This window comes from Biomaibacter sp. TOL (assembly GCF_059717795.1).
In genome coordinates, this window is record NZ_AP046092.1 from 176,160 (window position 1) to 196,839 (window position 20,680).

The following is a 20,680-nucleotide window of genomic DNA, read 5'->3' on the forward strand; positions in this document are numbered from 1 at the left end:
AAAAAAAATTATACCAGAATGCAGCTTTAAAAAAAATGCCTTTTTAAGGCATTTTTTCAATTCCCGAGCTCGTTTTTGTCATCCTCATCTGAGTCCTCTTCATCAATAATCATATCCCCTCTTTCCACAATACCTCTTTTTTCATTTCCATCCGTATAGGTTTCAGTATAATCTACCGCGCCCGGTTCATCTTGAGGCGTATTGGCGGTCCCATAACGCGCCACATCCTGCCAGGCATCTTCTCCCTCATACTCGTTCCTATCGGTGTCATCCAGAAAACTCCTACCAAAAGGATATTTCAAAACATTTTCTTCAAGAGGCCTGGAACGCGGATCATCGGGTTTTTCCTCTTCCTTTTTGCATTCTATGCAAAGAGTGGTATAGGGGACAGCCTCCAGTCGTTCCTCTTTTATGGGTTTACCACATCTTTCACAAATTCCGTAAGATCCTTCTTTGATTTTATCAAGGGCGTGATTGACCTTCATCAGAAGAATCTTCGTGTTGTCCTTTAAGCCAAGGTCTTTCTCTCTTTCAAAGGTTTCCGCTCCCAGGTCGGATGTGTGGTTGTCATAACTGGAAAGTTCGCCAACCGACTCCTTAAACGAATCAGAACCCCGTTTAATCAACACCTTCATCTCATCTTCAAGCTGTACTTTCAACCCTTCCAGCTTTGCTTTGAAATGCTGGATATTTTTCAAAGTTATGCCTCCTATGCCGCTTTTTTATTTTAATTATTTTGCCAGTTCTTTTTGCACTATCTTTATTATATCCGCAATAAAATCGCCTATATAAGGAAGCCTTAAAATGACCAGACGCTGCAGCATATATATAACCAGCGCTCCCAGAAGGGTAAATCCTACAGCCATGCCAAAACCACGGGCTACACCGCTTAAAAAATTAACATATAACAGCCGCCGGGGGTTGCGAAAGAGCTCGATGTATTCGCTGAGATTCAATTTTTCTATCTGTATCGACAGGTCGTCGATTTTCTGGTATAAATCTCGCATCAATTTATCTTGGTTCATTCTCTCCTCCATAAAATAATTTCAGATAACATGCCCCTATTTATTCTCCCCAGCATATGCGTATTATATAACCGTATCACGTCATGCTGTAACGGCTGATTTCACTTTTACACCTGGTATACTTCCCAACCGTCCTGTGAGTGCTCCCAGTTCGTCAGTAGAAGCATCAACAATAAGGGCCATAACCGAAATGCCCCTTTCACGGTAGGGAATCCCCATTCTGCCTATTATACATTGTCCGTACCTTGATAATATTTCATTTACTTTCTCCGCCGACTCCTCCCGATTTGTCACAATAATTCCAATCACAGATATTCTCTTTTCCACCGGCATCCTGTCCGACTCCTTTTTACTCACGATTGTTATCCTTTGTTTCGTCTTCATTCACAATATTCCGGGTCTGCGCATCACCCCGGTTTTCATAAATTTCTTCTTCAATACACTCGCCATCCGTATGATCTGTAACGTCCGCATTCGCCGTTTCAGAATCAAATTCTTTTTTTATTTCTTCATCGCAGGCGGCGGCCGCCTGCACAAACGAATCAGGCATGTACGGGTTTTCGTTCATCTCGTTAAGTTCGCATGAGTTAATAATTTCGATCTGTGATTGTAAAAAATTAGTAAATCTTGTCTTAAATAAGCTGAATTGTCTCCGAAGCTCTTCATACTGGTTATTTAAAGACATATACTTTTGCTCCGCCCTGTCGATAAGTTTTCCGGCTTTCGCCAGAGCTTCCTTTAAGATTATGTCTTTTTCTTTCAGGGCGTTATTTCTGGTGTCTTCCGCCGTTTTTTGAGCCAATATCAGAGCATTTTTCAATGTGGATTCCATATTCCGATATTCCTGGATTTTTTCCTGCAGGGAAGTTATCTCTTCCTTCAAGTCCTGGTTTTGTTTATATATTTTTTCATAATCTGCGGATATCTTTTCAAGAAATGACTTAACTTCCTCTTCGTTATATCCTCTGAAAGAGCGGCGAAATTCCTTTTTTTGAATTTCAATCGGTGCCAGCGCCATGATGCTCATCTCCTTAAAATGTCGTTCTTATAAGAAAATTTAATAATAAGCGCCGCACAACCTCCAGCACAAAAAGTGCGGCGACTGGAGAAAAATACAAGTACAAGCTCGGCCCTTTCGGCATGAATTTTGAGAACAATATTCTGAAAGGTTCAAGAATAGGTTCGGTTACCTGGAAAATAAACCTGCCGATGCCGGAATTTGCAGCAGCCGGCATCCAGGATAAAAAAACCCTCGCCACCACCATTAAATATATAAACTGAAAAAATAAATCCACAGCCTTAATCAACACCAAAAAAACCACCCCTACCCCGAAACGTTATTTCATTGAAAAGGATTTTTCCAGACTTTCTTCCACTGCGGTTCCGGAAATATCCACATTGTCAGGAGCAAAAATAAAGATGCCTGGACCTATTTTTTTGACTGTGCCGTTGAGCGCATAGATGCTTCCACTCAAAAAATCCAGCACACGCTTGGCGTTATCTTTGTCAAGCTTTTCCATATTAACAATAACGGCCCGTCTGTTTTTTACTTCATCGGATATCTCCCTCACTTCGTCAAATGAAGTTGGTTTAAAAATCACCATTTTATTTTTTGATGACTGATGAATGTTAATTACCCTACCTTTCGGCTTTATATCAGGACGGGTTATATAAGGTTGGTAATCATCGATATCTTCTGCATGGGCCGGATATTCATCTTCAATGCCCAAGAAATATAGAATTCTATTAAAGATATTTTTCCCAGCCATGTCTTATCCTCTTTCCTGGTAAAATTTTGTTTTATTGCTTTCTTTCGCCAAATATGCCTGTGCCTATTCTTACCATATTGGCACCCTCTTCGATGGCAACTTCAAAGTCATGAGTCATTCCCATTGATAAGAAACTCATATCCACATTTTTTAAATTGAGATTCTTTATTTTCGTAAACACATCATACATTTTCTTAAAATAAGGCCTTACTTCTTCGGCGTTTTCTTTAAACGGCGCTATAGCCATTAAACCGCGTACTTTTATATGAGGCAATTGTGAAATCCTGTCTGTGAATTCAACAGCGTCATCAACATCTATTCCGAACTTGGACTCCTCCCTCCCTATATTTATCTGTATTAAAACATCCATGACCTTTTGTATTTCTCCAGCTCTTTTTTCTATCTCCTCAGCCAGTTCCACACTATCCAGCGACTGTATCATGGAAAAAAGCTTTACAGCAGACTTTACTTTGTTTTTTTGAAGATGACCTATCAAGTGCCACTGGACATTTCCTTCCACCATATAAACTTTTTTACTGGCTTCCTGAACCCTGTTTTCACCCAACAAAGTCACGCCTAGGTTTACGGCTTTTTGAATGATTTCCGACGCAACAGTTTTTGTTACCGCCACAAGATGTATTTCATCCGGAGACCTTCCGGATTTTAAAGCTGCTTCGTATATCTTTGACTTTACAACTGTTATGTTTTGTTCTAATGTTTCCATACTGAACCCTTCTCACCCAATAATATTCTATCTCCCAATTTCAAACCATCCACTATTGCATATGAACCGTCACTGGAAATTACTTTTACTGCTCGGAAAACCCTGCTTCCTCCTTCCAACAGATAAACTCCTTCATTTCCGTCAACATTAACTATCCCCGACACTGGAATCATATTTCCGGTGGCAGTTTCGGTTATTATTTCCAAATTTACCTTTCTAAACTTCATCATTTCCGGTATGTCTTTTTCCACCAAAAAAACACCCACAGAGTTGTTGTCGTGAATATCCACAAGTTTAGCCCTAATCTTCTCGCTCATATCCGATTGTTTAATTACAATATCGTAATTTTTGCCTACTTTTAACTCGGAATTTTTGATATCCGATGCAAGATACCACGCAAAATTATCCATTATTTTTAAAACGGGCCTGTTAATAACGGCTGTTGCCGGCAATTCCCGGGTTACTGTCAGATTGTCTATCGATTGCAATTGAACGGCGGATAGGACCTTCATGTCTTCTGGAGTCAATACTTCTTCCAGGCCGTCAATATTAAAACTCACTATTCCTGATTCAGGTGCATTTACCAGCAATTCTATTGAACTCAACTTTTTTTTCAGCTCATCGACGCTTTTCTCCAGAGTTTTTATGTTCGTTCTGCCGGCTTGAATTTGCTTCTGCCTTTCATCAGCCAACCTTGCAAGTTCGTTTTTTAATGCCTTCACCCTGTCAAATTGCCCTTCTGCTATAGCGTCTTTCAATTTTTTTGTTGCATCATCAATTGATTTGTTTAAAGCGTTTAATGATACAGATGAATTCAACGTATTCTGCATGTCGCGAATGTTTGCCTGCAACTCCGATATTTGTTTCTCGTAATTCTCTTTTTGTTTAGAATCGGTTATAACCATAAATAAAGGTGTGCCCACCCTTACTCTTTCGCCCGGTTTCACCAGGATTTGAAGCTTGCCGTCAGCCGGAGAATTGACTATCGTTTCTTTTTTTATCACAAGCGCTTCGGTGGAAACTCTTTCATGAATGGTTCCCTCGGTAACCGTGTAAGTCTTGATATAATAGTGGTTAAAAAGCATAAAAATTAACATTAGAACCGCCACTGCCACACAGACCCGAATTAATTTGAAAAAATAGGATTTTCTTGGCTTTAAAGGTACTACTTTTCTGTTTATCGGAGGTCGCATGTTTCCCACCTTTTTGAGTTTAATTATATTTTCTCCAAAAAAAGGAATAATCCTCTTTTTCTTTATAATTTTTATTTAAAATACTTTGTATTAAAATACTTTGTAATGAAAAATAAAAAAATGCCGAATAACGGCATTTTTTTTATCTTTTTCTGGTCTGAGTGGGGGGACTTGAACCCCCGGCCTCTAGAACCCCATTCTAGCGCGCTACCAAACTGCGCCACACCCAGCCACGTTTCAATTCTTTTTTTATTATAATGGATAAATTAATTATTTTCAAGTCCTGAACAGATTTTTTTTGTGATTAATTTGTAAATAATATGCGTGGATACATTTTTCATAATAAACATGTTCCTTTGTCATCAGGAATCAATATTTTATATTCAGCTTCAATTCCCTCGTCAGAAAAGGCTTTAGCCATGATTTCGCCGAAAATATCAGCTTTATCTTCATAGGAAATGCATATAACGGTAGGCCCTGCTCCGCTCAGGAAGCAGCCTAGCGCGCCCTGCTGCGAAACCGTTTTTATTATTTTTTCCAGGCCCGGGATGAGCGTGTTTCTATAGGGTTGATGCAGTTTATCCTGGCAAAAAACCGCAAAATCCTTAAAATCGCCACTGCAAAATGCTGCTACCATTAAAGCAGCACGGCTGAGATTGAATACGGCGTCAGATAAGGGCACCTCTTGTGGCAGGACTTTTCTGGCTTTCACGGTTTCAAGCTGAAAATGCGGTATTGCCGCAATAAATCTCAGGTCGCCCGGTATTGGAAAACTCCTGTAAATCACTTTTCCGTCATGCAGCAGGCAAACCGAAAATCCGCCTACCAGCGCCGGCACCACATTGTCGGGGTGGCCCTCCATGCCTGTCGCAATATCGATTATTTTGTCAATAGAAAAATGTCTGTGCATAAGTTCATTGGCAGCCACCATCCCTCCGGCAATGCAGGCTGCGCTGCTTCCCAGGCCTCGGGCCAGCGGAATATTGTTTTCAAGCTTTATTCTCAGCGGTCTATTTAACCCGGCTTCTGTTAGGACTTTCTCAGCGGCCCGGTAAACAAGGTTTGTTTTGTCTCTTTTGATTTCATCCCGGCCTTCTCCTGTCACCTCTATTTCAGGCTTATGCCAGAACTCCATTTCGATAAAATTATAAAGTCCAAGGGCCGCACCAAGACAATCAAAACCCGGCCCGAAATTGGCAGTGGTGGCGGGAACCCTGACCCGAACCATGAGCTCACCTCTTAACCGTAAATTTCTTTTTCGAGCGATTCTATTTCAGCCTCTACAACGACAGGTGAAGCGCCGGTTTGTATGGCGGTATTGGGGTCTTTGAGACCGTGGCCTGTCAATACGCAAACTATTTTATCCCCTTCTTTGAAACCATTCAGTTTGCAGTATTTTATAACTCCCGCTACTGAAGCCGCAGAAGCCGGTTCCGCAAAAATTCCTTCTTTTTTTGCCAGTATGGAATAAGCTTCAAGAATCTCTTCATCAGTGACTTTGTCTATTTTCCCGCCAGATTCGGCGGCAGCCTCCACTGCGAACTTCCAGCTGGCCGGATTTCCGATGCGTATGGCCGTAGCGATTGTGGAAGGATTTTCAATAACTCGGTTTTCCACTATTGGTGCCGCTCCGGCAGCTTGAAAGCCAATCATTTTCGGTAGCCTTGTTGATTTTTTGAGAGCATGGTACTCCTTAAAACCCTTCCAATAAGCCGTTATGTTTCCTGCGTTCCCTACTGGAATGGCCAAATAATCCGGCGCGTCCGACAACTGGTCGCAGATTTCAAATGCCGCAGTTTTCTGACCTTCTATCCGATAAGGATTTATGGAATTCACCAGGGTAATGGGATGTTTTTGCGCCAGTTCCCTTACCATTTTTAAAGCCACATCAAAATTGCCCTTTACAGCGACAACCTCAGCACCGTATGCTACGGCCTGAGCCAATTTCCCCATGGCGATAGCTCCGTCGGGAATCAATACGACGCATTTAATAGATGCCTTTGCCGCATATGCTGCGGCAGAAGCCGAAGTGTTGCCGGTGGATGCGCAGATAACCGCACCGGAACCATCTTCTACCGCTTTTGAAACGGCCACTGTCATTCCCCTGTCCTTGAAAGAACCGGTGGGATTCATTCCTTCGTATTTGAGGTAAATTTGCGCTGACGTTCCAAGGTAATTTTCAAGGTTTTTAGCCCTTAAAAGCGGCGTATTTCCCTCATAAAGAGTGATTATGTTCTTCGGGTCTTTTACCGGAAGGTATGAAAAATATCTTTCTATAATGCCGGTTCGTATCATTTTAAGATTCCTCCTCTACTCTCATGACACTGGATATTTCTTCAACCTGCCTGTATGCTTTTATTTCTTCAAGGGCATTTTGAAGATTTTCAAAAGGCACTTCATATGTTACCATGACGATTTCCGCCGTATTGTCCATGGTGTTTTTCTGAAAAACCTGAGATATACTGATCTGATTTTCTCCCATGGCTCCGGAAATTTTAGAAAGCACTCCGGGCTTATCCGTAACTCTTAGCCTCAAATAAAATCTTGCGGTTGAAAGACCCGGATTCATGACATTCAATTCATCATAGCAGGTACAGTAAATTTTACTTCCATTCTTGCTCCTGACCGCATCGATAATGTCAGCCACAACCGCACTAGCTGTTGGCATTTTACCGGCCCCCTGGCCGTAAAACATGACTCTGCCCACCGCGTTTCCTTCAACAAGTATTGCATTAAAGGCACCGCTTACGCTTGCCAGAGGATGCCTTTCTTTTAAAAGCACCGGAGTGACCGAAACCTCCACTTCGTTTCCGTGCCTTTTGCCAATTGCAACCAGTTTTATTTTGTAGCCCAGTTCTCTTGCATAATTTATGTCTATCAGGTTTATAGAATCTATACCTTCTGTATAGACCTGATCAGGAGTAATCCGTGTGTTAAAGGCGATGGAAGATAAAATCGCCAATTTCCTGGCCGCATCAGACCCATTGATATCCGCTACGGGATCGCTTTCGGCATAACCTTCTTTCTGAGCTTCACACAATGCTTCTTCAAAGCTCTTGTTTTTTTCGGTCATCTGAGTCAGTATATAGTTGGTAGTACCGTTCAATATCCCCATTATCTTTATTATTTCATTGGCAGCAAGACATTGTTTCATGGGTCGAATGATCGGGATTCCTCCGCCGACGCTGGCTTCAAAAAAAAGGTTTACGCCCTGCTTCTGTGCGAGATCAAGAAGTTCCTTTCCATGTTTTGAAATTACTTCCTTGTTGGCTGTAACCACATGTTTGCCTGCCAAAAGAGCCTGACGAATATATGTAAGAGCTGGCTCCTCTCCGCCTATCAATTCCACTACTATGGAAATATCGTTGTCACCCAGCAACTGCGCCGGATCGTCAGTGATTTTTCCCTCTGCTGGAAACTGCCTCTTTTTATTTATATCTCTCACCAGAATCTTTTTTATTTCGATATTTTTTCCCAGTCTTTTTGCTATTGTATTCTGGTTTTTTTGGATTAATTCCGCGACCCCGGAGCCCACCGTGCCAAAGCCTAATAGTCCGATTTGTATCACAATAATCCTCCCCCAAGAGTTTGTATTATTCTCCGGCTATTATATCCACCTTTTGTACACCGCTTTTACTTTGTATTTCTCCTATCAGTTCCTCAATGTTTTTAACCAGGTCGCCTGTTTCAAAGGAAATAGTGACATTTGCGAGCCCCTGTATGGGAATATTCTGGTTTATTGTTAGAATGTTCCCCCGGGCCCGGGCAATCTCGTCAAGAATACTCGACAAAACCCCCGGCTGATGTTCCAGAACCAGAGAAATGGTGATTATTTTTCCCAGACTTGCTTCGTAAAAAGGAAAAACGAAGTCCTTGTATTTATAAAATGCACTCCTGCTCATGCCCACTTTTTCCGTAGCTTCATTGACAGTGCGGACTTTACCGCTTTTAAGAAGCTCTTTAGCCTTCACCGTCTTGCGAACAATATCGGGAAGAATTTCATCCTTAATGATATAATATCCTCTTTTTTCGGTCAAAATTATCCTCTCCCTGATGTTCATGAATGGTAAACATTAATTTTTTTACGGCAGACATTATAGCATAAGACAACAAAAAAAGCAAGACTCTCATTCTACCGATAAAGTCTTGCTATAAAGTGCATCAAATCCGACTTCTGACTTCTGGCCTCTTACAGTATTATGCATATCAGCCCTCCGCTTCCTTCGTTGACTATTCGCTGCAGGGTTTCCTGCAGTTTGGATTGGGCTGTTTCGGGCATGCTGAACAATTTGTTTTGAATGCCTTCCCGTACCAGGTCGTTTAAAGATTTGCCAAAGATGTTGGTCTCCCATATTTTGGAAGGATTGTTTTCAAATTCATTCATAATATAATTTATCAGATCTTCGCTTTGTTTCTCCGTACCAATTATAGGAGAAACTTCAGCCCTGATGTCAGCTCTTATCATGTGAATTGAAGGAGCTACAGCCTTTAATTTTACTCCGAATCGGGACCCGTGTCTTATGATCTCTGGCTCCTCGAGAGTCAATTCGTCAAGCTGCGGAGGCACTATCCCATAACCTATTTTTTGAACATCGTCAAGGGCTTTCGAAACTTTGTCATAAGCCTTCTTGGCCGTCGTCAATTCTTTTACCAATTTCATCAATTGATGGTCTCCCGATATAGAGATGCCTGCCGTTTCGCTTAAAACTTTATAAAAAAGATCTTTACGGACCTCCATTTCGATTTCCGCAATTCCAAGGCCCAGATTCATCTCCTTTAGTCTGACATTGTCAATAAAATCAAATGTATTGAACACGGCCAGCGTCTTTTCCATGTCCCTCAGCCGGCGCACATCTTTAATCGTAGTTGTAATTGATTCTTCAAACTGTTTCCTCAGCCAGTGTTCTTTTTCCATTACTTCGACCCATCGAGGGAGGCGTATGTTAATTTCCATCAACGGGAACTCATAGAGAACTTCTTCCAGAATTGCATAGATGTCTTCGCTTGTTAAATCCTGACAATCCATCGGCATGACCGGCACGTCATATTTTGACTCAAGGATTTCCTTGAGATCCATTGTTCTTTCATCCATGGGTCTTGCGGTGTTTAAGACTATAACGAATGGTTTGCCAATGGTTTTTAATTCTTCCACCACCCTTTCTTCGGCCTGAACATAATTTTCTCGGGGTATCTCCGTTATGGAACCGTCCGTGGTTATTACCAGGCCTATGGTCGAGTGTTCTTCTATAACTTTCCTGGTGCCGATTTCCGCAGCCTGCTGGAAAGGTATTTCGTTATCAAACCAGGGAGTCGAAACCATCCGCGGCCCGTTTTCATCTTCATATCCCAGAGCACCCCTTACGGTAAAACCCACATTATCCACAAGTCTCACACGAAATTTTATGTTTTCTTTAAAGGTTATTTCTACGGCCTCGCTGGGGATAAACTTGGGTTCTGCCGTTGTTATGGTCCTTCCCGCACCCGCCTGCGGAAGTTCGTCTTTGGCTCTGGTCCTGTCGTTAGGGTTGGCAATGTTGGGTATTACCATCAATTCCATAAACTTTTTTACAAACGTCGATTTGCCTGCCCTTACAGGTCCTACCACGCCTATATAAATATCCCCTCCGGTCCGTTCGGCGATATCTTTGAACAGGTCAAACTTTTCCATCATTTTCCCTCCTTCTTTTTTCCTCCCCCCCTTTCCTAATTATTTTTAAATTTTATTTTCAAGAGGAGGGGTAGTTCACTTTTATATACAGTATATATATATGACATGGTCCCATGAATATTACTTAAAAAATGAAAAAACGTGGAAAACCACGTTTTTACCAGCCTGAAGGCCTTTCAAAAATTATATCCTCAATTTCATGTTTGCCCTGCCTCCTCATCAGCGTAGAAACCGCATCCAGGGGATTCTTGTCTTGGAATAGCACCGCATAAGCCTGTTCTGTAATGGGCATTTCTATATTAAGCTTTTTCGCCAGTAAAAAGGCCGCTTTTGTGGTATTTATACCCTCGATAACCATTTTTGTCGATTCCAGCACTTGTTTTACAGTTTTTCCCCGGCCAATTTCCATTCCTGCTCTTCTGTTCCTGCTGTATACACTGCCGCAGGTGACTATCAGGTCGCCTATTCCCGACAGGCCCCCGAAGGTGGCGGGCTTTGCTCCCAAACGAATCCCCAGCCTTGTTATCTCCACAATGCCTCTGGTCATGAGAGCCGCCCGGGTATTATCCCCGAAACCCAGACCGTCGGAAATGCCGGAACAGATGGCAATTACATTTTTCAATGCACCGCCTATTTCTACTCCTACCACATCCGGATTTGTATAAACTCTAAAATAGTTGTTCATAAAAATGTCCTGCACCCGTTCCGCCACCTGCCTTTTGACGGAGGCAGCCACCACCGCCGTGGGGAGTTCTTTTGAAACTTCTTCGGCATGACTTGGACCGGAAAGGACAGCTATATTTTTGCAAAACCGCGAAGGCAGTTCCTCCTCAAGGACCTGAGACATCCTTCTGAAAGAATCAGTCTCCAGACCTTTGGAAGCACTTATGATTATGGCATCCTCTTTTATGTATCTTGCCACCTGTCTTGCAATCGCGCACATAGAATGAGAGGGAACAACCATCACTACACATTCAGAATTATGCACTACCTGCTCTATATCTGAAGAAACATTTACATTATCCGATACCTTTACTCCGGGAAGGTAATCTTTATTTTCCCGGCAAGTATTTATTTCCTCGGCCAGTTCAGGCCTTCGCGCCCATAATGCTACCATAATGCCGTTTTGAGCGAGCACATTTGCAAGAGTCGTGCCCCAGCCACCCGCACCTATCACCGCTACTTTCATGTTACATTACCTCCATTACTTGACCCTTTTTAACTTTTGGCCTAAACGGGATTCTCTCCCTTCCAGCAATCTCACAATGTTTTCCCTGTGCCTGTATAGGGTCATTGACATTAATATGAATGCGAAGATAATATAATTCCAGGATTTACCTGTCGCAATGACCAGAATAAGAAGAAGCGGCGCCCCTAGAACGGACCCCAGCGAAACATACCGGGTAATGGCAATAGTGACAATCCCTACAGCCGTGATGATCAATGCAATATTTGGCATGACAGCCCACAGCACTCCCAGAGTTGTCGCAGTTCCCTTCCCCCCTCGCAATCCGAAAAATAACGGCCAATTATGCCCCACCACCGCCGCAATACCGCACCAGAGCGAAGCAGTTGAGCCTCCTGTAAGCCTGCCTATCATTACCGCCAGTAACCCCTTCAGCATATCAAGGGCAAACACCAGAAGAGCCGGGCCTGTTCCCAAAACCCTCTGGACATTTGTGGCGCCCGCATTCTTGCTCCCAACGGTTCTTATATCAATGCCTTTCATGAGTTTTACAAGAATATATGCGGTGGATACGGAACCTATAAAATAACTCAGGACAATTCCCAATGTTTTCACCGTTTTCTTTCCCCTTTCTCCTTGCCTTTTATTATTATGGGTGTGCCTTCCAGGCCGAATGTTTCTCTCAGTTTGTTTTCAAGATACCTCATATATGAAAAATGGAAGAGTTTCATATCATTTATGAAGAACACGAAGGTTGGAGGCTTTATGCCCGTCTGAACCGCATAATATATCTTTAACTTTTTTCCCTTGATGCTGGGAGGCTCCACGATAGCTGTCGCTTCCCGCACCAGCTCGTTCAACATCGGAGTCCTCACTCTGAAAGTATATTGATCCATAACAAAATTTATTAGTTCGATTATACGGTGGACCCTCTGCCGGGTCTTTGCCGAAACAAAAAGAGTGGGCGCATATTGCATGAAAGCAAACTCATTTTTTATTTTTTCTCTGAATTCATTCATTGTATGTTCATCTTTTTCTACAAGGTCCCATTTATTCACAATAATAATTATGGCTTTTCCGGCTTCATGGGCAATTCCCGCAATTCTTTTGTCCTGTTCTGATATATCCTGAACGGCATCCAGCACCATCAGTACCACATTCGACCTGTCAATAGCCCCCAGAGCTCTTACATTGCTGTAAAATTCAATATCCTCCTTCACCCTGCTCTTTCTTCTCATCCCCGCCGTATCTATAAAAACCATCTTCTTGCCGCCAACTTCGAAATAGGTGTCAATGGCGTCGCGGGTGGTCCCGGGGATATCGCTGACGATAACTCTCTCTTCGCCCAGTATGGCATTTACCAGGGACGACTTACCCACATTGGGTTTTCCGACTACCGCCACTTTGATTATATCCTCATCTTCGGATTCTTCGGGCATGTCCTTTATATGCTCCGTCAGCCTGTCTAGTAGATCACCCACCGCCAGGCCATGGGATGCCGATATAAATATGGGATCCTCAAAGCCCAACCTATAGAATTCGTAATTTTCAGGCGCATTTTTAAAATTATCCACTTTATTGACCACCAGTAAAACCGGTTTTCCGCTTTTCCTTAATATATCCGCCACGTCTTCGTCCGCATGAGTAAGACCTTCTTTGCCATCCACAAGAAAAACTATAATATCCGCGGTGTCGATCGCAAATTCCACCTGGCGTTTCATCTGGCTGAAAATAAAGTCTCTGGCGGCAGGTTCAATACCTCCGGTATCAATTACGGTAAATTTTTTACCGTTCCATTCCATTTGACCGTAAATTCTGTCCCGGGTGACTCCCGGTTTATCGTCAACTATGGAAATCCTTTTTCCCATCAATCTGTTAAAGAGAGTTGATTTTCCCACATTGGGGCGCCCTACTATGGCAACAGTAAAACTCATTTTATGTCCTCCATTTTTTACCAAGTATTGCATTTAAAAAACTTTTGCCGTCCACCTTGACCACTTCGATTTTTTTCCCAAGAAAATTTCCGACATCCTCCACTTTTAAATCGTCAAGAAAAAATTTCTCTTCCTTTAACATGACATCGGGTATCAACAAAACATCTCCTAAATCCCTTTCTTTCAGCTGTTCCATCAGGTCTTTTCCGGTTATCAATCCAGCCACTGTCACGGAAGGACCAAAAAAAATTATTTATAATGGGATGTATTTCATGCTCCAGACCGGAGATTTTTTCCAAAGGATTTAGAATCTGCCGTAAAAATTTATATGCAGAAACGCCTGTAGCCACAGTAACCTTCCTTTTTTTACCAAGCTTTCGCGGAAGTTTTTTCATGTGTTGTTCAATTTGATTTTTTAACAATGCAATCATGCCCACTCCATTTTCAAGCTGATAAAAATTCTCGTAAGTTTCATAATCGGGAACCTGTCTTTGAGCTATGCAATAGAACTCATCAGCCGCAAATACAAGGCGCGACCCGAATTTTTTCAGATTTCGGTTCTGAAGATCCTCTATGAAATCGATCACTCCGTCAGCTTCATTTTTTGTAAAAGTTCTTAAAGGATAAAGTTTTTCCCTGAATTTCGTAATGCCCACCGGCACTACGGCTATAGACAACACATAAGGCCACAGGCTCGACAGGTCTTTCAGCGTTTGTCTCAGCACAATGCCGTCATTTATTCTGGGGCATAAAACTATCTGACAGTGAAGAAAAATATTGTGCGAGGTTAAAAACTTGAGGATGTTTAAAATTTCCCCGGAATGCGGATTTCTCATCATGAAATTTCTAACTTCCGGAGAAGTGGCATGCACCGAAACATATATGGGGCTTAACCCGAGCTTAACTATTCTGTTTAATTCTAGCTGCGACAGGTTTGTAAGTGTTACAAAAGTTCCAAACGCCGTTGAAAGTCGATAATCGTCATCCTTTACATAAAGAGATTCGCGAAGCCCTGGAGGCATCTGATCTACAAAGCAAAAAATGCACTTGTTTTTACACCTTTTTATTTCATCCATCAAAGGGTTTTCAAACTCCACTCCAAGGCCTTCATCGAAATTTTTATATATGGTTAACCGCTTAATTTTCCCGTCCCTGGTTTTAACATTCAATTTAATTCTTTCATCAGTCATCAAAAATTTATACTCCAGAAAATCGTGAAACTCCTGCCCGTTTATGCTTATAATTTCATCCCCGGGCAAAAGCCCTATTCTGGCGGCGATACTATCTCTTGCGATGGTTTTTATAATTGCATTTTTTCCCATCTTTTCCCTCTTTATAGTTAGTTATATTACCTGCTACTAATATTATTGCCGAAAAACCATGTCAAGTCAAGTTTTATTTAAATGCATCAACTCTTTTTGCTTTGTTTCTTTCACCAGTGTTAAAAAATCAGCATATTTTTCCTGTATACCTTTTATTGTCAAAGGTCTTCCAACAGCGACAAGGCCCAGGCGTCGGGAAAGAAATCCTCCTATCCTGGTTTTCAAATTTACATATCTCAAGGCGTCCACCATCATCACATCGTTTTCATCTATTCCGGAATTTCTTAAGAAACTGTATATGGCTTTTTTAACCAGCTGTCTCTCACTGGTCATACCGGTTATGAAAATTTCCGTTCCATGTTCATCGACACCCATAAAAAATGGAGTTCCTATTTCATAGGAGTCGGTTTTGTCAAAATGCGGAAGAAATTCAATTTCCTCTGCGGACGGAAGCCTGTCGAGCGGAAGCTTACCCAGATGAATAGATGCGGCTACTACCGATGAATGGGCGCTGCCGTAGCAATAATAAAATATCTTCATAATTCCCTGTTCTCCTGAAAATAATCCGGTTCGTTCAAGACTTTGCTCACCAGTTTTTTTATTCTACCAAAACTTTTTTTAATGCCCCGGAAAAGTATTATCATACCGATTCCCCTCAACCCCAATTTATGAATTAGAAATAGCCCGAAGCTGACATAAAAATTATTGTAAGCCATCAAATCAATAAATTCCACCGTTTTTTTCCCCAGGCCATATATTTGTGCAAACCCGTTTAGAGCCCTTTCAATAATGCGGCCCGACCGTTTTGCTCCAAGCACATATACTTTTCTTGCTCGGTTATCGGAGCCCATGAATATCATTTCTCCGAAATCTTCTTTTTTTAGTTTTCCAAACAGAGGCAGGTTTAATATCTTTTCCCTGGATAAATCCCGGTCGTTTATCAGTCCCAGATGCAGCGAAGCAGCCACCACTGCAAGGTAGCTGCCCCAGTAGCAGGAATATATGATTTTCAAAACAATTCCTCCATTTAATTGGGGACATTTCTCCGCCTACCCGGTTAAATGCCCGGAAGAGGAAAAGTGGCCCTTTCCTTAATGCCTGACAATAATATAAGTGCCATTTTCCAGGTCATGTACCATGGCCGAAAGTATCTTTGAAAGATACAATGCTATTTTATCCCGCTCCTTTTCATCTTTTGCGTAAAAAACGGGCACTCCCGAAGCGGGTTGGCGTTCATTCAGTGTAATAACAGCCAGAATGGCTTCTTTAATTCCTATATTATCCATGTGCATCACCTAATCGGAGGCCTGTTTCCCTGCAAAAGACTCCAATGGTTTTCGCTTGGAGCTTTCTAGAACCGGTACTCTTTTCACCGCTTCTATCAGACTTTCTATATCCCTTTCCATGGGCACTATTATAACACCCACACGGCCGGTATCTACATCCAGCCTTGCCAGCGGCATGAAGTCAACGTCGGTCACATCCCTTTTGACGCCCAGAAGTGATGCCGCATCATGAACTATAGCCTGTCTCTGACCGATACTGGAAAGAGTTGCCCTGGCATTGTCATCTTTTGGTTCTATCATTACGGCAAGGCCCTCTTCTTCTATTATTTTTCGTGAATCAGGATATCCCACATTCATTATTATGATGTTTTCAACACACAACAGAGAATTTTGAAATCTAATTTTTGCGGGTCTGATGACGGCTATGTCTTTTATTTTCTTTCTCCTTGTCATCAGGCTTAAAACCATAATAGCTGCCGTTCCGGTCAAAATAGCCGCAGGAAAGCTGTCGGAAAACTGTAAAACCATACTGCTGAAAAGCGAGGTTAAAATGGCAAGATAATTCCTTGACTCAAAAGCCTTTGCAATATCTTCAATATAAGCGGACCCCCTGGGCACTAGTTCAGTGTCCTCTATATTCTCGAGACTTTTTCGCTCCATATCCCGTATATCCCGAAACTGCTGAGCAGCCAGCGCCAGAAAAGTTACGGCGGTATATTCCCTCGCAATAAGGGCGGGTACGGCTACCGCGCCGAGGAAAGCCGCTATCAATCCCAGCGATATGTGTATTAAATAACCCTGGGGGTAACTCGGATATTGTCTGTAATCTACCCGTAGCATATACAACCGGGCTGTTACTCCCATAATCACTCCCATGGTCACTACCGCCAGGTACTTTGACATAAAAATCCCTCATTCATTTTTATCATCGTCCTTATCATTTCCTCCGGGACTTTTCTGCTTTTTGCCGTGTATTTTTTTTATATTACCCAGGAAATTGGCAAATTCCGAACCTGCAAATCGCCTTACTTTGGTTGATAATTCATTCCAGCCGCCGGTGCTGATGAACATGTAAGCGCCCAGGCCCACTACCGCAATGCCCGCAATCCATCCTATAGCCCTAGCTGTTCCACCGCCTTCCCCCGGAATCTGGGTGGTAGCCCCGCCCCCAGGCGCGACTTTTTTCTGATAATCGGAGCCGTATACAGTAGCAGCTATTACATCAGCCATGAAATCCACACCATCTTCAGCACTATAACGGGAGTTGGTGTAGGTACCAGCTTCAATCAGCATGGCATGTGGATATAAATCCTGATTGTAGCCCCCTTTTCCGTAAAAAATCCCCTTTATAAGACCGGGATATTTTTTATCCGCAGTGGCTTTCAACTGCCATGCAAAATTATTGACAGTGCTCATTTGCGGGTTTTGCCGCCCGACTACCAACCTGACTTTGGCAAGAGGTTTTCCGTTTATATCGCCCTGGTATTCTTCGGCCGGAACCGCATCCCTGTGAATATCCAGCAGCACATCGGGACCCTGCTTTAAAAGATCCATGGCGGTACGGCGCGACCTTTGATACGCCATGGAATCATGAGGATCATGCGGTTTCATGGAATGAATGACCTTAATGCCCTTCCTTTCCAGAGCCGCCGTCAGCGAGCCGCCGACTTTGAATATTCCGCCATTATACGGAATACTGGATCTGCCATCGGTAGGTATATATGATTCATCGCTGTGGGTGTGATATACGGCTATGACCCTTTCTTTTTTTAATTCCGCAGTCTTTAAAGTATTGTAGTCTCCTTGGACAGCCGCAGCCATAGCTTTTGCCTCGGGAAAATCCAAAGATTTTGCTATGTCTTCCTTGCGTAAAAATCTGGCATATGCCTTATCCCCCGATACTTTTACAACTTCATAGAAATTATTGTCTTCATCCAGATACTGGTCGCCTATATTTACTACCATGCTGGTGGCAAAAATTTTTTTATCTGTGCCCTCCTCATACACTGTAAAATAGCCTTCTTCCTTTTCCTCTTCCGCGATAGCCTCGGAGCAAAAGCAAAATAAAGCAATTGCAAAAAACGCAGTGAAAACTATTATTTTATTCATTGTTTTCTTCATTTTCCTGTCCACCTTCTTTCGATATGTTGCTCTCGTTCTTTGCCAGCATGCTTGCCATTTCGGAATTCTCCCTGGGTCTCTTGTCGGCTTTGGCCGTGCCCCCCTGGAGTCTTTCCCGGGTTTCTCCAACAATCTCGCACAGCGCCACCGCTATTACCCCTGCCATGATCTCAGCGTCAAATACTCCCGCTCCGCCTATTACCGTGCCGATAGGCCTGGCAGTTACGCCCAGAGCATAAATGAAATCACTGATTACAATACCCAAAAGACCCGCTGTGAATGCCCCCCGGCGGGAGCGCCCGAAAAGGTACGCCACTATTCCGGCCAGCACGGAAAAAGCTATCATAGGATCTATGAACATAGTGCCCGGTTCCGCGGGAAGCAACCTGCCCGCGGCGTATATCGCTACCCCGGTAATAATTGAAGCGGCGATAGCCCTCATTTTTTCCTGCCCCGTATTGGATGTGGTAATCAGGTAAATTGCAATTATTACTGGCACCACGCCTCCGCCGAGGTTTATTGACAACCCCAGCCCCAAAGGGATGTTCGGCAAAAAAGTTCCCAATATCATAGCTCCCACAAAGGCCAGAGCCAATTTGTCCGACATATGCATCCTGTCGAGAACCCGCTGTAAAAGGCCGAAATAGATAATTACCGCTATCACCAGCAATAAAATTACTCCAACGGGCACGAAAAGCACCTCGCTTTTGTAAAAAATTTCTGTCCTTATGTTGCCCTGGGTTTTTTTAATTTATTCCAGAATATAGCTCAAAGTCATCTCGCAGGCCGGAACGGTTGCGCTCGGGTCAACGTTCGCACAGTTTCCTGTACAAAAATAAAAGAATCTTTGATTATAGCCCGTATTAAATCGGTAGATTCTTTGAAATTTTGTGCGACAGAAAACCTGACCCACAAGAGGTCAGGTTTTCTGTCGCAGTCGTTATAAAAGCAGCCGGATTGCGGCCGCAGTTTCTTTGCCAATCAAACTTAATTGTTAAGTTCTTTTTTCTCGCCGGTGACGAGATATATGATCCACTCGCCCAGGTTTGTGGCGTGATCTGCAATGCGTTCGAGATACCTTCCCACAAATAGTAATTGCGTTGCCTGGGATATGGTTTTGGGGTCCTCCATCATTATGACAAGAAGTTCTCTGAAAATCTGCGAATACAAATGATCAATCTCATCATCGGACCTGCACACTTTCTGGGCTGCTTCCACATCCTGGTTGATATAAGCATCCAGGGCTGTCCTTACCATTTCCCGAGTCAAATAAGCCATCCGGGGAATATCAATTAATGGTTTTATATACTGCTGTCCCAGTAGCCTTATTGTGGTCCTTGCAATATCTATGGAATTATCGGACATCCTTTCAAGGTCCGTCGCTATTTTGACTCCCGTAAAAATCACCCGCAAATCTTTTGCAAGGGGATGTTGCCTTGCAATGAGTTTAACGCACTTGTCCTCAATCTGGTGTTCCATGTCGTCCACAATATCGTCATCTTCTATGACCTTGTTGGCCAGTTTTTCATCTTTTTTTACCAGCGACTCCACAGCATTGTATATTTGTTGTTCCACCATGCTTCCCATTCTCAGTATATCCTGCTGGAGTTCCTGCAGTTCCCTGTCGAAAGAAGGCCGTGTCGAAATCATATAATTTTACCTCCCATAACGTATTAACCGAAACGTCCCGTAATATAATCCTCGGTTTTCTTGTTTTTAGGATTATAAAACAGGTCTTCGGTCATTCCGAATTCTATTACTTCGCCGTTCAGGAAAAAAGCCGTGTAGTCCGATATCCTGCCGGCTTGCTGCATGTTATGGGTAACTATTATTATAGTGTAGTTTTGCTTTAGCTGTTCTATCAATTCCTCAATTTTCATGGTAGAAATAGGGTCCAGGGCAGAACAGGGCTCATCCATCAATACGACCTCGGGTTCCACAGCCAGCACACGGGCAATACACAGCCTCTGCTGTTGACCTCCCGACAATCCCAGTGCGGAATTTCTCAAACGATCTTTCACCTCATCCCATAAAGCCGCTCCTTTTAGACTTTTTTCTACTATCTCATCCAATTTCTTTTTATCCCTGTTTCCGTGTATTCTGGGACCATATGCGATGTTATCATATACAGTCATTGGGAAAGGATTCGGTTTTTGGAACACCATCCCGACACGTTTTCTTAAATCGACCACATCCACATCTTTGTCATAAATATTCTTGTTATCCAGAAGAATTTTGCCTTCAATGCGCGTATCCTCTATCAAGTCGTTCATGCGGTTAAGAGTTCTTAAAAAAGTGGATTTACCGCAGCCGGAGGGGCCAATAAGAGCCGTAACTTTATTTTTCTTTATCTCCATGGCAACATTCTTCAAAGCTTGAAACTTGCCGTAATAAAGGTTTAAACCTTCGGTACAAATCTTGTTCTCTATTTTACTCACCTCTCATATTAAAT

At 42.8% G+C, this 20,680-nt stretch carries 26 protein-coding genes and 1 tRNA gene; all 27 read right to left on the reverse strand.

Annotated elements, in window-relative coordinates; translation table 11 throughout:
- Positions 1 to 56: 56 nt before the first annotated feature.
- The 27 genes from AC6I1H_RS00950 to pstB all read right to left on the reverse strand — a co-directional run bounded on the left by AC6I1H_RS00950 (position 57) and on the right by pstB (position 20,657).
- Positions 57 to 698 carry a TraR/DksA C4-type zinc finger protein gene (locus AC6I1H_RS00950; RefSeq protein ID WP_497739196.1) on the reverse strand — a complete coding sequence of 214 codons (642 nt, stop codon included), beginning with the start codon at positions 696 to 698 and terminating at the stop codon, positions 57 to 59.
- A gap of 33 nt (positions 699 to 731) precedes the next feature.
- Positions 732 to 1,025 (reverse strand): DUF5665 domain-containing protein, encoded by a 294-nt coding sequence (locus AC6I1H_RS00955; RefSeq protein ID WP_497739197.1) that lies wholly within the window; start codon positions 1,023 to 1,025, stop codon positions 732 to 734.
- A gap of 81 nt (positions 1,026 to 1,106) precedes the next feature.
- Complete coding sequence (locus AC6I1H_RS00960; RefSeq protein WP_497740880.1) at positions 1,107 to 1,358, reverse strand: TM1266 family iron-only hydrogenase system putative regulator; 252 nt, start codon at positions 1,356 to 1,358, stop codon at positions 1,107 to 1,109.
- 16 nt (positions 1,359 to 1,374) lie between these two features.
- Positions 1,375 to 2,043 (reverse strand): DivIVA domain-containing protein, encoded by a 669-nt coding sequence (locus AC6I1H_RS00965; protein WP_497739198.1) that lies wholly within the window; start codon positions 2,041 to 2,043, stop codon positions 1,375 to 1,377.
- Positions 2,044 to 2,056: 13 nt separating this feature from the next.
- Positions 2,057 to 2,290: a YggT family protein gene (locus AC6I1H_RS00970; protein WP_497740881.1), complete on the reverse strand. Its 234-nt coding sequence runs from the start codon at positions 2,288 to 2,290 to the stop codon at positions 2,057 to 2,059.
- A 72-nt stretch (positions 2,291 to 2,362) separates the two neighbouring features.
- Positions 2,363 to 2,794 carry a cell division protein SepF gene (locus tag AC6I1H_RS00975; protein WP_497739199.1) on the reverse strand — a complete coding sequence of 144 codons (432 nt, stop codon included), beginning with the start codon at positions 2,792 to 2,794 and terminating at the stop codon, positions 2,363 to 2,365.
- 31 nt (positions 2,795 to 2,825) lie between these two features.
- Positions 2,826 to 3,518: a YggS family pyridoxal phosphate-dependent enzyme gene (locus AC6I1H_RS00980; RefSeq protein ID WP_497739200.1), complete on the reverse strand. Its 693-nt coding sequence runs from the start codon at positions 3,516 to 3,518 to the stop codon at positions 2,826 to 2,828.
- Positions 3,506 to 4,615: a biotin/lipoyl attachment domain-containing protein gene (locus AC6I1H_RS00985; protein WP_497739201.1), complete on the reverse strand. Its 1,110-nt coding sequence runs from the start codon at positions 4,613 to 4,615 to the stop codon at positions 3,506 to 3,508. The genes AC6I1H_RS00980 and AC6I1H_RS00985 overlap by 13 nt, the downstream gene beginning before the upstream one ends.
- 249 nt (positions 4,616 to 4,864) lie before the next feature.
- Positions 4,865 to 4,941, reverse strand: a tRNA-Pro gene (locus AC6I1H_RS00990).
- A gap of 107 nt (positions 4,942 to 5,048) precedes the next feature.
- A complete protein-coding gene (thrB, locus tag AC6I1H_RS00995; RefSeq protein WP_497739202.1) occupies positions 5,049 to 5,939 on the reverse strand; it encodes a homoserine kinase in 891 nt (296 codons plus the stop codon).
- A gap of 11 nt (positions 5,940 to 5,950) precedes the next feature.
- Entirely contained in the window at positions 5,951 to 7,006 is a 1,056-nt protein-coding gene (gene thrC, locus AC6I1H_RS01000) for a threonine synthase (RefSeq protein ID WP_497739203.1), read from the reverse strand.
- Between the two features lies 1 nt (position 7,007).
- Positions 7,008 to 8,276: a homoserine dehydrogenase gene (locus AC6I1H_RS01005; protein ID WP_497740883.1), complete on the reverse strand. Its 1,269-nt coding sequence runs from the start codon at positions 8,274 to 8,276 to the stop codon at positions 7,008 to 7,010.
- Positions 8,277 to 8,304: 28 nt separating this feature from the next.
- Complete coding sequence (locus tag AC6I1H_RS01010) at positions 8,305 to 8,748, reverse strand: ACT domain-containing protein (protein ID WP_497739204.1); 444 nt, start codon at positions 8,746 to 8,748, stop codon at positions 8,305 to 8,307.
- 152 nt (positions 8,749 to 8,900) lie between these two features.
- On the reverse strand, positions 8,901 to 10,379 hold the full coding sequence (spoIVA, locus tag AC6I1H_RS01015) for a stage IV sporulation protein A (RefSeq protein ID WP_497739205.1): 1,479 nt from the start codon (positions 10,377 to 10,379) through the stop codon (positions 8,901 to 8,903).
- Between the two features lie 157 nt (positions 10,380 to 10,536).
- The gene (locus AC6I1H_RS01020; protein ID WP_497739206.1) at positions 10,537 to 11,568 is read right to left on the reverse strand and encodes an NAD(P)H-dependent glycerol-3-phosphate dehydrogenase; all 1,032 of its coding nucleotides are present in this window, start codon (positions 11,566 to 11,568) and stop codon (positions 10,537 to 10,539) included.
- A 15-nt stretch (positions 11,569 to 11,583) separates the two neighbouring features.
- Positions 11,584 to 12,180 carry a glycerol-3-phosphate 1-O-acyltransferase PlsY gene (gene plsY / locus AC6I1H_RS01025; RefSeq protein ID WP_497739207.1) on the reverse strand — a complete coding sequence of 199 codons (597 nt, stop codon included), beginning with the start codon at positions 12,178 to 12,180 and terminating at the stop codon, positions 11,584 to 11,586.
- Entirely contained in the window at positions 12,177 to 13,499 is a 1,323-nt protein-coding gene (der, locus tag AC6I1H_RS01030; RefSeq protein WP_497739208.1) for a ribosome biogenesis GTPase Der, read from the reverse strand. Before der ends, plsY begins: the two co-directional genes overlap by 4 nt.
- A 1-nt stretch (position 13,500) precedes the next feature.
- The gene (locus tag AC6I1H_RS01035) at positions 13,501 to 13,695 is read right to left on the reverse strand and encodes a DUF512 domain-containing protein (RefSeq protein ID WP_497739209.1); all 195 of its coding nucleotides are present in this window, start codon (positions 13,693 to 13,695) and stop codon (positions 13,501 to 13,503) included.
- Positions 13,613 to 14,821 (reverse strand): DUF512 domain-containing protein, encoded by a 1,209-nt coding sequence (locus AC6I1H_RS01040; RefSeq protein ID WP_497739210.1) that lies wholly within the window; start codon positions 14,819 to 14,821, stop codon positions 13,613 to 13,615. Before AC6I1H_RS01040 ends, AC6I1H_RS01035 begins: the two co-directional genes overlap by 83 nt.
- Before the next feature lie 66 nt (positions 14,822 to 14,887).
- Positions 14,888 to 15,361, reverse strand: coding sequence for a DUF3189 family protein (locus AC6I1H_RS01045; RefSeq protein ID WP_497739211.1), 474 nt, complete (start codon positions 15,359 to 15,361; stop codon positions 14,888 to 14,890).
- A complete protein-coding gene (locus AC6I1H_RS01050; protein ID WP_497739212.1) occupies positions 15,358 to 15,834 on the reverse strand; it encodes a DUF3189 family protein in 477 nt (158 codons plus the stop codon). Before AC6I1H_RS01050 ends, AC6I1H_RS01045 begins: the two co-directional genes overlap by 4 nt.
- 78 nt (positions 15,835 to 15,912) lie before the next feature.
- On the reverse strand, positions 15,913 to 16,107 hold the full coding sequence (locus AC6I1H_RS01055) for a capping complex subunit for YIEGIA (RefSeq protein ID WP_497739213.1): 195 nt from the start codon (positions 16,105 to 16,107) through the stop codon (positions 15,913 to 15,915).
- A 9-nt stretch (positions 16,108 to 16,116) separates the two neighbouring features.
- Positions 16,117 to 17,010, reverse strand: a complete 894-nt coding sequence (locus AC6I1H_RS01060; RefSeq protein WP_497739214.1) for a YIEGIA family protein — start codon at positions 17,008 to 17,010, stop codon at positions 16,117 to 16,119.
- 9 nt (positions 17,011 to 17,019) lie between these two features.
- A complete protein-coding gene (spoIIP, locus tag AC6I1H_RS01065) occupies positions 17,020 to 18,228 on the reverse strand; it encodes a stage II sporulation protein P (protein ID WP_497739215.1) in 1,209 nt (402 codons plus the stop codon).
- Complete coding sequence (locus AC6I1H_RS01070) at positions 18,209 to 18,919, reverse strand: DUF1614 domain-containing protein (RefSeq protein WP_497739216.1); 711 nt, start codon at positions 18,917 to 18,919, stop codon at positions 18,209 to 18,211. Before AC6I1H_RS01070 ends, spoIIP begins: the two co-directional genes overlap by 20 nt.
- A 296-nt stretch (positions 18,920 to 19,215) precedes the next feature.
- A complete protein-coding gene (gene phoU / locus AC6I1H_RS01075; protein WP_497739217.1) occupies positions 19,216 to 19,878 on the reverse strand; it encodes a phosphate signaling complex protein PhoU in 663 nt (220 codons plus the stop codon).
- 23 nt (positions 19,879 to 19,901) lie between these two features.
- Entirely contained in the window at positions 19,902 to 20,657 is a 756-nt protein-coding gene (pstB, locus tag AC6I1H_RS01080; protein WP_497740885.1) for a phosphate ABC transporter ATP-binding protein PstB, read from the reverse strand.
- Between the last annotated feature and the right edge of the window lie 23 nt (positions 20,658 to 20,680).

Excerpts from the sequence above, each read along its gene's own strand:
- AC6I1H_RS00955 (WP_497739197.1), bottom strand. The coding sequence starts at position 1,025 with ATGAACCAAGATAAATTGATGCGAGATTTATACCAGAAAATCGACGAC.
- AC6I1H_RS00960 (WP_497740880.1), bottom strand. The coding sequence starts at position 1,358 with ATGCCGGTGGAAAAGAGAATATCTGTGATTGGAATTATTGTGACAAAT.
- AC6I1H_RS00965 (WP_497739198.1), bottom strand. The coding sequence starts at position 2,043 with ATGGCGCTGGCACCGATTGAAATTCAAAAAAAGGAATTTCGCCGCTCT.
- AC6I1H_RS00970 (WP_497740881.1), bottom strand. The coding sequence starts at position 2,290 with ATGGTGGTGGCGAGGGTTTTTTTATCCTGGATGCCGGCTGCTGCAAAT.
- AC6I1H_RS00975 (WP_497739199.1), bottom strand. The coding sequence starts at position 2,794 with ATGGCTGGGAAAAATATCTTTAATAGAATTCTATATTTCTTGGGCATT.
- AC6I1H_RS00980 (WP_497739200.1), bottom strand. The coding sequence starts at position 3,518 with ATGGAAACATTAGAACAAAACATAACAGTTGTAAAGTCAAAGATATAC.
- AC6I1H_RS00985 (WP_497739201.1), bottom strand. The coding sequence starts at position 4,615 with ATGTTAATTTTTATGCTTTTTAACCACTATTATATCAAGACTTACACG.
- thrB (WP_497739202.1), bottom strand. The coding sequence starts at position 5,939 with ATGGTTCGGGTCAGGGTTCCCGCCACCACTGCCAATTTCGGGCCGGGT.
- thrC (WP_497739203.1), bottom strand. The coding sequence starts at position 7,006 with ATGATACGAACCGGCATTATAGAAAGATATTTTTCATACCTTCCGGTA.
- spoIVA (WP_497739205.1), bottom strand. The coding sequence starts at position 10,379 with ATGGAAAAGTTTGACCTGTTCAAAGATATCGCCGAACGGACCGGAGGG.
- AC6I1H_RS01020 (WP_497739206.1), bottom strand. The coding sequence starts at position 11,568 with ATGAAAGTAGCGGTGATAGGTGCGGGTGGCTGGGGCACGACTCTTGCA.
- der (WP_497739208.1), bottom strand. The coding sequence starts at position 13,499 with ATGAGTTTTACTGTTGCCATAGTAGGGCGCCCCAATGTGGGAAAATCA.
- AC6I1H_RS01035 (WP_497739209.1), bottom strand. The coding sequence starts at position 13,695 with ATGGAACAGCTGAAAGAAAGGGATTTAGGAGATGTTTTGTTGATACCC.
- AC6I1H_RS01040 (WP_497739210.1), bottom strand. The coding sequence starts at position 14,821 with ATGGGAAAAAATGCAATTATAAAAACCATCGCAAGAGATAGTATCGCC.
- AC6I1H_RS01045 (WP_497739211.1), bottom strand. The coding sequence starts at position 15,361 with ATGAAGATATTTTATTATTGCTACGGCAGCGCCCATTCATCGGTAGTA.
- AC6I1H_RS01055 (WP_497739213.1), bottom strand. The coding sequence starts at position 16,107 with ATGGATAATATAGGAATTAAAGAAGCCATTCTGGCTGTTATTACACTG.
- AC6I1H_RS01060 (WP_497739214.1), bottom strand. The coding sequence starts at position 17,010 with ATGTCAAAGTACCTGGCGGTAGTGACCATGGGAGTGATTATGGGAGTA.
- spoIIP (WP_497739215.1), bottom strand. The coding sequence starts at position 18,228 with ATGAAGAAAACAATGAATAAAATAATAGTTTTCACTGCGTTTTTTGCA.
- phoU (WP_497739217.1), bottom strand. The coding sequence starts at position 19,878 with ATGATTTCGACACGGCCTTCTTTCGACAGGGAACTGCAGGAACTCCAG.